General features: G+C 43.4%; 8 protein-coding genes. 7 read left to right on the top strand and 1 reads right to left on the bottom strand.

Translation table 11 applies throughout. The annotated features are described in order from the left end of the window. Positions 1-247 precede the first annotated feature (247 nt). Positions 248-1,966 carry an ABC transporter ATP-binding protein gene (locus tag ACO03U_RS09255; protein WP_204686778.1) on the top strand — a complete coding sequence of 573 codons (1,719 nt, stop codon included), beginning with the start codon at positions 248-250 and terminating at the stop codon, positions 1,964-1,966. Between the two features lie 645 nt (positions 1,967-2,611). Further along, positions 2,612-3,010 (top strand): transcriptional regulator SpxA, encoded by a 399-nt coding sequence (spxA, locus tag ACO03U_RS09250; protein WP_161870750.1) that lies wholly within the window; start codon positions 2,612-2,614, stop codon positions 3,008-3,010. 905 nt (positions 3,011-3,915) lie between these two features. On the opposite strand, the gene ACO03U_RS09245 is transcribed toward spxA, so the two are convergent. After that, positions 3,916-4,575 carry an adaptor protein MecA gene (locus tag ACO03U_RS09245; protein WP_161870751.1) on the bottom strand — a complete coding sequence of 220 codons (660 nt, stop codon included), beginning with the start codon at positions 4,573-4,575 and terminating at the stop codon, positions 3,916-3,918. A gap of 183 nt (positions 4,576-4,758) precedes the next feature. On the opposite strand from ACO03U_RS09245, the gene ACO03U_RS09240 reads away from it, so the two are divergent. The 5 genes from ACO03U_RS09240 (at position 4,759) to rlmN (ending at position 11,936) form a co-directional block, all read left to right on the top strand. Further along, a complete protein-coding gene (locus tag ACO03U_RS09240) occupies positions 4,759-5,760 on the top strand; it encodes a competence protein CoiA (protein WP_204686779.1) in 1,002 nt (333 codons plus the stop codon). 142 nt (positions 5,761-5,902) lie between these two features. After that, complete coding sequence (pepF, locus tag ACO03U_RS09235) at positions 5,903-7,720, top strand: oligoendopeptidase F (protein ID WP_204686780.1); 1,818 nt, start codon at positions 5,903-5,905, stop codon at positions 7,718-7,720. Between the two features lie 447 nt (positions 7,721-8,167). Beyond that, positions 8,168-8,920 (top strand): ABC transporter ATP-binding protein, encoded by a 753-nt coding sequence (locus ACO03U_RS09230; protein WP_204686781.1) that lies wholly within the window; start codon positions 8,168-8,170, stop codon positions 8,918-8,920. Beyond that, positions 8,910-10,727: an ABC transporter permease gene (locus tag ACO03U_RS09225; protein ID WP_204686782.1), complete on the top strand. Its 1,818-nt coding sequence runs from the start codon at positions 8,910-8,912 to the stop codon at positions 10,725-10,727. The genes ACO03U_RS09230 and ACO03U_RS09225 overlap by 11 nt, the downstream gene beginning before the upstream one ends. Before the next feature lie 126 nt (positions 10,728-10,853). After that, positions 10,854-11,936: a dual-specificity RNA methyltransferase RlmN gene (gene rlmN / locus ACO03U_RS09220; RefSeq protein WP_204686783.1), complete on the top strand. Its 1,083-nt coding sequence runs from the start codon at positions 10,854-10,856 to the stop codon at positions 11,934-11,936. Positions 11,937-12,266 lie beyond the last annotated feature (330 nt).

Genomic DNA, 12,266 nt, shown 5'->3' with positions numbered 1-12,266 from the left:
GTAAATTTTCATGTGGCTCACACAGGTAATATTCTAGCAGAAATTTTTGCGAAAAACAGGCGAAAATCCCTTTGTATAAAGGTTTATTCTACCTTAAAAAGCTTGAAGCCCGACCTTGCAAGGAAATGGACTTTTCAGTTTTCTTTACCGAAAAATGATTTTGCATTACTTCTAAGCTTTCCCTATAATGGATTTAGTCTTTCCGTGGATTTTTAGTGGCAGGGCAAAATGAAGAAGGAGTGCGAGTATGTTACGACGTTTTTTTAGTTATTATCGACCGTATAAAGGGTTGTTTTTGTTAGATTTTGGCTGTGCTATTTTGGTGGGACTGCTGGAGTTGGCGTTTCCGGTGGCGGTGAATCAGGTGATCGATGACATCATGCCGCGTCAGGATTTTAAGCTGGTGATGCTGGCTTGTGGCGGGCTTTTTGCTTTTTATGCCATCAATACTGCCTTGCAATATGTGGTGATTTTTTTCGGTCATAAGCTGGGGGTCAATATTGAAACCGATATGCGGCAGGATTTGTTTCGCCATCTGCAGCGGCAATCCTTTGCTTATTATGACGAACAAAAGACAGGGAATTTAATCAGTCGGTTGACCACTGATCTGTTTGAAATCTCCGAAGTTGCCCATCATGGACCGGAAGATGTTTTTATTACCATCATGACCTTAGTCGGCTCCTTTTTATTGATGTTTCATTCCCATGCCAAATTGGCACTGGCAACGTTTGCCTTGCTACCACTGATCACTATCGCCTTAGTCTTCTTTAATAAGAAAATGACGCAAGTGAATACCACCATCTATGAAAATCTTGGCGAGTTCAACTCTGGTGTGGAGGCGAGTGTCAGCGGAATTCGCGTAACCCAATCCTTTGCCAATGAACCCTATGAAGCGGCCCGCTTTGATGGCTTAAGTCAAGGTTATCGTCGTTCCAAAATTAAGTTTTACAAAGTAATGGCGGCCAGTTCGGCCTATAACTACCTGTTGATTCGTTCCATCAGCTTGTTTACTCTGATTTTCGGAGCTTATTATGTGATTCAAGGGGAGCTGACTTATGGCGAGTTCGTCTTCTTCATCTTGTTGTCCAACGTTTTTGTGCGACCGATTGAAAAAGTCAACAATATGATTGAAAGCTATCCCAAAGGCTTTGCCGGGTTCAAGCGCTTGTGTGATGAACTGGATCGTCCGACCGCTATTTTTGATCGGCCCAATGCAATCGATGTGACAGCGCTAAAAGGGGACATTCATTACGAGGACATCTCTTTTGCCTATGAGGTAGGCGAAGACAACAAGGTGTTGAGTCATATCGACTTGCAGATTAAACCAGGGGAAACGGTGGCTTTGGTGGGACAGAGCGGTTCCGGTAAAACTACTTTGAGTAATCTCTTGCCGCGTTTTTATGACGTCACAGCAGGTCGGATTACCATCGACGGCATCGATATTCGGGACATGACCTTGACTTCGCTGCGCAATCAAATCGGGATTGTCCAGCAAGATGTCTTCTTGTTTCCTGGGACGATCCGGGAAAATATTCGCTATGGCAAATTGGATGCCACCGATGCTGAAATTGAAGAAGCCGTTCGTTTGGCCCATTTGCAAGAGACCATCGCCCATATGAAAGATGGCTTGGATACTTCAATCGGTGAGCGGGGTGTCAAATTATCTGGCGGTCAACGCCAACGGGTAGCCATCGCTCGAATGTTTTTAAAAAATCCGCCAATCTTGATTTTGGATGAAGCGACTTCGGCTCTGGATAGCGAAACTGAAAAAGTTATCCAAGAATCACTGAATTCTTTGGCAGCGGGGCGCACCACGCTGATCATCGCCCATCGCTTAGCCACGATCAAATATGCCACGCGTATCGTGGTAGTCAGTGACAAGGGGATTTTGGAACAGGGAGGCCACGAGGAGTTATTGGAGCAAAAGGGCCATTACGCTGCCCTCTATAACTCACAATTCCGTTAATTGTCAAAAATTTACAAAAATCAGAAAAAAATTGACGTAATTTTTTTCGGCGTGGCTTTATTTAACTGACTTTCTTTCATAAGAGAATACAAAGATTGATTCTGTCGTGAATTAAAATAATGAGGGTTTCACTAGACGCTTTTTCAGGCGTCTTTTTTGTTAAAGAGGGCTGCTTTTTCTTTTTTAAGGCTAGGTTTTACGAATAATAAATAACGCGTTTTAGTTTATTTTTGGCGGCTAGTTTAGAATTGGTACAGATTAGCGCCTGATTGGGGATTTGATTGTCTTGATAACATGTAAGCTTTTTCAATAAGTAGAGTATTTTTAGGGTTATTTGGTGCTTTTATCCTTTTTGAAAAACAGCAATTAAAAAAAATAACTATTTTTTGAGTAAATCCTACACTAACGATTGGGACTTGTTTATTCTGAATTTAAATTTGATTTAAATTTGAAAAATCTCATTTTAGAAAAAGAAAAAAATAATGAAAACGGGAAGCAACGGGAAATAAGCGGTTAACATAAATTTAATTATTGTAATTTTTTTTTGAGAAAGGACTAGATATTTGATTTTTCATTGGGTATAATAGAAACAGGTTAAAGATGAGGAAAGTCATTTTCCCATCAAAATAAAAAGGAGTGATTACGTTGTTGACACTTTATACTTCCCCAAGTTGTACGTCATGCAGAAAAGCTCGCGCGTGGTTGCAAGAGCATGAGATTCCTTTTGTGGAAAGGAACATCTTCTCCGAGCCTTTGAATATTTCTGAATTAAAGGCTATTTTGCAAATGACCGAAGACGGTACCGAAGAGATTATCTCCACTCGTTCTAAAGTTTTCCAAAAATTAAATATTGACTTAGATGAATTGCCACTAAAAGAATTGTTGGATCTAGTTCAAGAAAACCCAGGCTTGCTACGACGCCCGATCATGATTGACGAAAAACGCCTCCAAGTTGGTTTCAATGAAGATGAGATTCGTCGTTTCTTACCTCGTGAAGTACGTCAATTAGAACTGCGTCACGCGCAATTGATGGCTGGCTTATAAGATTAAATCAAATAGAAATTTTTTAGAGACATGGCTGTGAGCTGTGTCTCTTTTTTATACACTAAGGTTTTATAAGCTTTAATCAATGCAAAATCCTGTTTTGCCAATGTTTATAGAGAGTTTTATCCTGTTTTTTCGATGGTAAAAAATGGTGAAATTTAGCTCCGTAGGAATTGAAATAGCTGTAGCTGGACCGGGAAATGCCAAACGTAAAACGTGTTTGTCATTTCCCTTGGAGCTTCAAACTTAGAGTAAGTGTCGCAAGGCGCCACTAGCTCTAAGTACATTCATCTCACATCCTTTGAGCTACTGCTATTTCAATTCTACTCCGCTAAATTTCACCATTTTTACGGTAGATAGCAGATTTAGAAAAAATAGAATAACTTAGAACGAATAAAGGATAAAAAGTTTAGTTTATCCACAAAACTAGTTGGTCTTGTTGTAGGTGAATTTCTCGGGTAGTAATGTCACGGATGCCCGTGGGCTAAAGGAGCATATCGCAGACAGTTCATCTAAGTGGAAACACCAAGAGGAACTATCTAAGTTGGTACAAATCACCCCACACAATAAAAGGCGAAACCGTCCTATGATGAGAAACATCATGGGGCGTTTTCGTCTTAATTCTCGAGAGCTGAAGAACTTATAAAAATTAAGCCCAAAAAGCCTGATGGTTCAGGGATTAAGTGGCTTATCCTGCCGTCATTGTGATGGCCGAAAAAAGTGACATTTAGCGATCTAAGAATTGGGTTGACGGTACATATGCTACCTTATAAGAAAATAATTTGCTGGATTTACGAAGCCGGAATAAATCGCTTATCAATAAAACAGGGCATTCTCTGGAAGCGAGTCTGCCCTGTTTTCTTCTTGCAAGCTGGAGGGTTTCTTCAGCTTTTTTATCGATTGAATTATTGATAGGATTCGCCAAAATAATAGCGAGTCAGTTCCAAAGCGTCGTGGCTCATCAGCAGTTTGGCATGTTCTGCTAAGACTTCTGGGGTGGCTTGGCTACGGCGGGCGAATTCCCCGAGATAGGCCAAGCAGTTTTCGATTTGACCATCAGACATCAAATCGTCCACAAATTCCACTTCTAAAAAGTAGAAGTCTTTCAACTGGTAAAGATTGCTGACGACGCATTCCAGTTGAACTTCATTGGCTAGTTGAATGAATTGCTCGAAGTCCACCATCTCAAAGATATAGGTGCGTGGCAAAGGTCCTTCTGGTTCTTTGCTATTTTCTTGCAATTGATCAGCAATGGTTTTGCGTAACACCGCACCGGGATCGTCAGAGACATCTTCTCCCAGTTCTGCTAAATCTAAATCATCGATGTTGAGATTTTTGCTAATAAATAGTTCCAATCCATCACCTTTAGGGAGAACTTGGAAAGTAACGGCTTCGCTACCTTTAAATTCTTCATCTATATCGACTTCTTCCAAGATGCTATAAAAGAAGTTTTCCACTTCGCTATGGTTGCCTAAAAGATCCAAGAAGGTAATCCCTCGCGCCGCTAAATCTTCACTTTTGATGAGTACGCGGATGGTATTTTCATTGATATGTTCCATTTCCATGTTGGCTACACCTCTTTTTCTGCCCGTGTCCTTGATGTATTCATTGTAGCGAAACTCTTTAAAAAGTAAAGGAAAACCTGCCAGTCTAAAGATTATTATAAGACGGCGGATTTTCTAAGGAGAGAGAATTCTTACGTTTTGCGTATCTTTTTTAAAAGAGCAGAAAAAAGGGGGGGCATCCAGATGCTTATGGCGAGACAGAAAACGGGGGGATATATCGATGCGGAGGCCTATCGACAACTGCGGGCTCAAGTGTCAACAAGGAAGGCTGACTTGCTGGAGGTGTGTTGTCCTGGTTGTCAGGGGGCGCTGATATTTAAAAATGGGCAACAGAAAATCCCCCATTTTGCTCATCGTCAGCAGCAAGACTGTCAGCTTTTTTCAGAAGGGGAAACGGCAGAGCATTTGGCTGGAAAACGTTTTTTGCAACGAATCTTGCCTGCCGAGGCCCAGATGGAAGCCTATCTGCCACACTTGCAGCAACGTCCGGATCTTTTGTGGCAGCGTTTGGCGGTGGAGTTTCAGTGTTCTTCTTTGTCGCAGGCCCGGTTTCAGGAACGGACCACAAACTACCAAGCCCATGGCTATCAGCCTTGGTGGCTTTTGGGAAAGCAGTTTCTCCCCCTTGATAGTCGCAGTCGTTGGCCAAGTCTGACTCGTAGCTGTGTGCAAGAGTCGCCTCAGGGGCTGGAGTTGTGGGGGGTGTTAGCACAAGAGGAAGAGCTATTATATTTTTATGCTTTGGATTGGCACTATCGTTTTGGTTCCAGTTATCAAATCCAATCGCTGAAACCACAAGATTGTTTGTTTACTGGATTGTTCCGTCTTGGGAGTCGTGGTGAAAATCAGAGCAATCCTTGGCAGATTAGTGAGTACAAATGGTATTTGCAACGTGGCTTGGCGTCGCAATCAAAGCGCTTGTTGCATCTGCAAGGACTTTGTTATCAAAAAAGGGGCAATTTGCTAGATCTGCCAGATTGGTGTTATTTACCGGGAAAGCACCAGTTTTTGTTAGAACAGGAGTTGTTATTGTTACGCTTTCTGACGCAAACGAAAGGGGGCGCCACATGGGAACAGTGGCATGAGGAAGTGGATCAACTGATTTCCTGGCCTTATCCATTGGTGGATAAGAAAACAGTGCTGAGGGAGGTCTACCAAGAGTCCCGGCGACTAGCAGAGGAGTAGGATAAGCTTTGTGAGACATAAGACTAGAAAATTCTGAATACTGTGATAACATAGAACTAGCTAAAGTGAGGGGTAGACACAAGAAAAACCGCCCGCTTTAAGATGAGTGATGCGATGATGCGCAAAGAAAAGAGGAAATGTAATGTCAGAAACCAAACAACTCCCTACCCGAGAATCCCTGCCAGCTGAAATGACTTGGGATTTAACCTTGATTTTCAAAGATGACGCGGCTTTTGATGACGCCTTTGAAGCGTTAAAAACAAAATTAACCGAAGTCAGTGAGTATCAAGGGACCTTAGACCAAGGGGCGCCGGCTTTCAAAGCAGCGATTGTCTACTTATTGGATGTCTATCGCCAATTGGAAACCTTATATGTGTACTCCCATTTGAAAAATGACCAAGACACGGCCAATGCGACTTATCAAGGCATGTACGCCCGGGCTTCTAGTTTATTGGCGGAGGCTAGTGAAGCGTTGGCTTGGTTTGAGCCGGAGTTATTGACCTTATCCGATGAAACCATTTGGAGTTATTTTGATGCGGATCCTTCATTAGAAGTGTATCGCCATTATGTTTTGCAATTGGTGGAAAACCGGCCCCATATTTTACCAGCAGAACAAGAAGCACTATTGGCTGGAGCGGGGGAAATTTTTGGCGCGGCTGGCAATACCTTCTCCGTGTTGAACAATGCGGATTTGGTCTTTCCGACGATTGAAGGCAGCGATGGCGAGAAAGTGCAACTGTCCCATGGTGTCTACGGGCAATTGATGGAAAGCACGGATCGTCAGGTGCGAGAAGCGGCCTTTAAAGGCTTATACACCGTCTACGAACAATTTCGCAATACCTTTGCCCAAACCTTGACCACCAATGTCAAGAGCCACAACTACAAAGCCAAAGTTCGTCACTACGCTTCGGCACGGGAAGCGGCATTGAGTGGCAATCATATCCCGGAAAGTGTATATGATACGCTGGTGGCGGTAGTCAATGAAAACTTGCCGTTGTTGCATCGTTACGTGGCTTTACGTAAACGCTTGTTAGCAGTGGATGAGCTACACATGTATGATATGTATACGCCAATCATCGGAGAAGCGCCGATTTCTTATACCTATGACGCAGCGGTAGCCAAGGCGAAGGAAGCCTTGTTGCCTCTAGGGGAAGAGTATCAAGCCGTGGTGGCAGAGGCTTTTGCAAATCGTTGGATCGACGTGGTGGAAAACAAAGGCAAACGCAGCGGGGCCTATTCCTCTGGGGCGTACGATACGGCACCATACATTTTGCTCAACTGGCACGACACCTTGGATCAGCTATTTACCTTAGTTCATGAGATGGGCCATAGCGTGCACAGCTATTTCACCCGCAATAACCAACCCTATGTCTACGGGGATTACTCAATTTTCTTGGCTGAAATTGCTTCGACTACCAATGAAAATATTTTGACGGAATACTTGTTAGCCACCGAAACTGATCCATTGGTGAAAGCTTACGTGCTGAATCATTACTTGGATGGCTTCAAGGGTACCATCTTCCGCCAAACTCAATTTGCCGAGTTTGAGCATTTTATTCACACGGAAGATGCAAAAGGCACCCCGTTGACGGCAGAATACTTAAGCGCAAGCTATGGTGAATTAAACGCCAAGTATTATGGACCGGAAGTGGCAGCCGATCCAGAAATCAAATTGGAATGGTCCCGCATTCCGCATTTCTACTATAATTATTACGTCTTCCAATACGCTACTGGTTTTTCAGCAGCTTCTGCTTTGGCTAAGAAGATCTTGGACAAAGAACCCCATGCGTTGGAAAACTATCTCAACTACTTGAAGGCCGGCTCCAGTGATTACCCTATTGAAGTGATGAAAAAAGCTGGGGTGGATATGACAAAAGCAGCATATATCCAAGATGCCATGAAGGTCTTTGAAACGCGTCTGGATGAATTGGAAGCTTTGTTGACAGAACTTGGGAAGTAAGGCTTGGGAATAGCTGTAAAGCTTTGCATCCTCAAAAAGTGAATAATTGATTTGGTCGTTATTTTTAGGCGTCTCGCAGGTTAATTTGTGAGACGCTGCAAGCCGAGACTGCTTTCTCAATAATCGATTGATATCTTTTATGACTTTTGTTTATAAGCAAAATAAGCTAACCTTCCATTGAAAAGCATGGGAGGGTTAGCTTATTTTTAATTGACTTAAAAATTTATCACATCAGTTTTGCATGATGCAACCAAGCGTAACGCAAGAGAGGTCTTCCCCTACAAAAAAGGTGGGATAACAAAATTGTTAGCTAACTAACAAAGGTATCGATGGTCTTTTCCAGAACTTTTTTGTAAACTTGCAATGAGACAACAGGAATCCAGCTATTTTGAGTAGCCAGGCAGTCGGTCTGCCTTAAAAATTGTCAGTAGAAAAGGAGCGACAGGTGTGTTAGAAGTAAAGAATTTAAAGAAAGTTTATGGGGAAACCCTGCAATATGAAGCATTAAAAGGTATTAATTTGACGGTGGAAGATGGGGAATTTATCGGCATCATGGGGCCTTCTGGTAGTGGGAAGTCGACTTTTTTGAATTTATTAGCGACTATTGATACCCCGACGAGTGGCGAAATTTTGCTAAATGGTGAAAATCCCCACAACTTAAAGCCGGATCAAATCGCAGCATTTCGGCGGCGAGAGTTGGGCTTTGTCTTCCAAAACTACAATTTGCTGCCGACATTGACAGTGGAAGAAAACATGGTCTTGCCTTTAACCTTGGATGGTGAACGCTTAGTCGTCATGAAGCGGGCGGTAAAACAAGTCGCTGAACGCTTAGGAATCAGTGCCTTGTTACCAAAACGGATTGCTGAGATTTCAGGGGGTCAAGCGCAGCGGGTAGCCGTAGCGCGGGCGATGATTCATAATCCGCAGCTGGTCTTAGCCGATGAACCCACCGGTAATCTGGATACGAAATCTTCCAAAGATGTGATGCGGTTATTGCAACAGTTGAACCGGGAAGAAAAAGCCACCGTCTTGATGGTGACGCATGATCCGTTGGCGGCGAGCTACTGCCGTCGCATCGTCTTTATCAAAGATGGCGAATTGGTACAAGAAATCAGTCGTGGTCATGGGGAACAACAAGCCTTTTATAGTGTTATCTTAGAAGAGTTGGCCCGGATTGAGGGGGTTGACGATGAATTTTAGTCAATTTGTTGTTCGTAATACTAGCCGGAATAAACACCTGTACTTGGCCTATTTTTTGAGTACTTTGTTTTCGGTGATGATCTTTTTCACCTTTAGTGTCTTGGCCTTTCACCCGCTGTTGTCCAGTGATTTGGATCACCGCGCTCAGACGGGGTTATTGGTGGCGGCAGTGATTATTTATGCTTTTGCTTTTTTCTTCGTCCTCTATTCCATGGGTGTCTTCTTACAGTCGCGAAAAAAAGAATTTGGTCTCTTGATGATTCAGGGGATGAGTCCGTTGCAACTGCGGAAGATGGTCTTTATTGAAAACTTGGTCATCGGCTTGTTTGCGACTCTGGGCGGGATCCTTTTGGGTCTGGGTTTTTCACAGATTATTTTGTGGCTATCCAAATCCATGATTGGCATCAGCTTTAGCTCCTATTTACCGGTGAAAGCCATGGTGGTTACCGCAGTGGCCTTTATCCTGTTATTTTTCGTCATTTCCTTCTTCATTCAGTTTAGCCTGCCAAAACTCAATGTGCGGCAGCTACTGACGGCTGGAGATTTGGGTAAAGGTAACGTCAAAGCGTCACTTTGGCAAAGTCTCGCCGCAATCCTGCTTATCGGAGGCGGTTATGGGGTTGCGCTGTGGGCTCGTGGTGCGACGGTCTTCATGGTCTTCATTCCCGTCGTCTTTGTGGTAATTTTGGGGACGAAATTTTTATTTGATCAACTTAGCGTCTTCGTGATTCAACACTTACGAAAAAGTGAACGTCTTTTTTGGAAAAAAACTAATATGGTAGTCTTTTCCGATTTGGCTTTTCGGATGAAAGACAATGCCCGTTCCTTCTTTTTAGTGGCCGTCATTTCCACGGTAGCTTTTGCAGCCATCGGAACTTTATACGGGGTTCAGGATATGTTGGTGGGAACTTTGGATCGGACGCCTTATGAATTACAGATGACCGATGCTTCCACCAAGGAAATCACCCAAGTGGACCAAGCCTTGACGGCAGCCAATATCACCAATGAAAAAATTACTTTCACCGAAACCAGTGCAGCGGATAAGATCTTTTTGACGGAAACAGAGTTCAATCGCTTGGCAGTCGCTGTCGGTGAAAAGCCTGTAAAATTGGGAAATCTCCAAGCTGTGCAATTGCTAAACCAAGGGGGCGTCGATAAAAAAGTCGACTATACCGCTGTCACCATCGACAAAACTGACTACGAAGTCATCCAGCAACAAACTACTGGGGCGGTGAGTGTCTATCAGCCGACGTTTGTCATTCCTGATAAAACCCAGATTGCGGATGCCAGTCAAAGCGTCAGCACCTTATGGTTAACCCCAGAGGCTTCCGAAAAAGCCTTGCTTCAAGTAGGGAAAACCTTGACTGATGCTAATTTGCCGATACTCACCACGAGTTACACACGGCATCAGATCATGCAGTTTTACTCACCGATTCTCTTCATCGGGATTTTCATCGGGATCGTCTTCTTCGTATCGGCAGGCTCTTTCTTGTATTTCCGTCTCTACAGCGATATGGATCAAGACATTGCCAAATTCCGGATGATTCACAAATTGGGCTTAGCCAAAAAAGAATTGAGAAAGATGATTTACCAACAAATCGGTATTTTGTTCTTCACACCGATCATCGTCTCCTTGTGTCATGGGGCGGTGGCGCTGACGGCGATGTATCACATGTTTAACATGTCGATGCAGCTAGCTGGTTGGCAAGTCTTGGGTCTATTTTTGGTGATTCAGATTGTTTACTATCTGGTGGCTCGCTGGTTTTACTTCCGCAAGGTGTACCATACCTTGGAAGCCGATCGTTAAGATAGTTTGAAAATGCTTAAGAAGCCGGTGGGGCGATTGCGTCCTGCCGGCTTTTCCGTTATAGTAAAAAAGATGTTTTGACCTGGGAAATGCCCCGGCCACTCAAGAAAGAAACGAGGAAAAAACGTGAATCCATCTATTTATGGCTTAACCAAGGCTGACTTGGAAGCTTGGTTACTCGATCATCAAGAAAAGAAATTTAGAGCGACCCAAGTCTGGGAATGGCTCTATGAAAAACGAGTGCAATCCTTTGGCGAAATGACCAATTTAGCCAAAAGCTTGATTGAAAAATTAGAAGCAAACTTTGTCATCAATCCGCTGAAACAAATCGTCGTCCAAGAAGCTAAAGACGGGACGGTGAAATACCTGTTTGAGTTGCCAGATAAGATGATGATTGAAACCGTCTTGATGCGCCAAGAGTACGGGATGTCCGTCTGCGTCACCACCCAAGTCGGCTGCAATATCGGCTGTACTTTTTGTGCCAGTGGTCTTTTGCGGAAACAACGGGATTTGACTGCCGGCGAAATCACTGCGCAAATCATGCTGGTGCAACGGTACTTTGACGAAAAAGGGCAAGGGGAGCGGGTCTCTCATGTGGTCGTGATGGGGATTGGCGAACCTTTTGACAATTATGACAATGTGATGCAGTTTATCCACATCATCAATGATGCCAAAGGGCTGGCTATCGGTGCCCGCCATATCACCGTTTCCACCAGTGGCTTGGCCCGGAAGATTCGCCAGTTTGCTGACAATGGCTTGCAGGTAAACTTGGCGATTTCCTTACATGCACCAAACAATGAAGTGCGTTCTTCCATGATGCGGATCAATAAAAGCTATCCGATTGAAGAGTTGATGGACGCCGTCGACTTCTATTTGGAAAAGACCAACCGCCGGATTACTTTTGAATACATCATGCTCCACGAGGTCAATGATAGACCAGAACACGCCCATCAGTTGGCGGAACTCCTACAAGATAAGAAAAAGTTGGCCTACGTAAACTTGATTCCTTATAACCCTGTCAGCGAACACGATCAATATTCCCGTAGTGACAAGGCAGATGTGTTGAAGTTTTACGATATCTTGAAGAAGCGGGGAATTAACTGTGTCATCCGCAAAGAACATGGTACGGATATCGACGCAGCTTGCGGACAATTGCGCAGTAAACAACTGAAAAAAGCTAAATCAAAAAGAACTAAACATGTGAGTTAGTCTAGAAGACGGTTTCTTGATGAGGTAGCTTTTTTGATGTGACCTCCACGAGCCATTTGCTGATAGAAAACCTACTATCTCTCCGATAGAGATCAGCGCATCATGTAGTGTAAGAAGTGACATTGGGATAAAATAAAAAAGTACAGGATTACCACGAAGCTGCTGAAAAAGTTAAATAACTTTGGCTACATAAAACGAAATTTGTTTTATGTAGTTTTTTTTCTTCATTTACAAGTTCCAAGTTCGTTTTTTTCTATACGTTTTTTTCTATAAATTTGAGATAATGAAAATAGAAAATTGATTGGTGGAATGCGATATGTTGAACTTTCA

The sequence above is a fragment of the Enterococcus diestrammenae genome, assembly GCF_049384045.1.
In the GTDB taxonomy this organism is placed as follows: domain Bacteria; phylum Bacillota; class Bacilli; order Lactobacillales; family Enterococcaceae; genus Enterococcus_C; species Enterococcus_C diestrammenae.
This window is presented reverse-complemented; position numbering and strand designations above follow the sequence as displayed.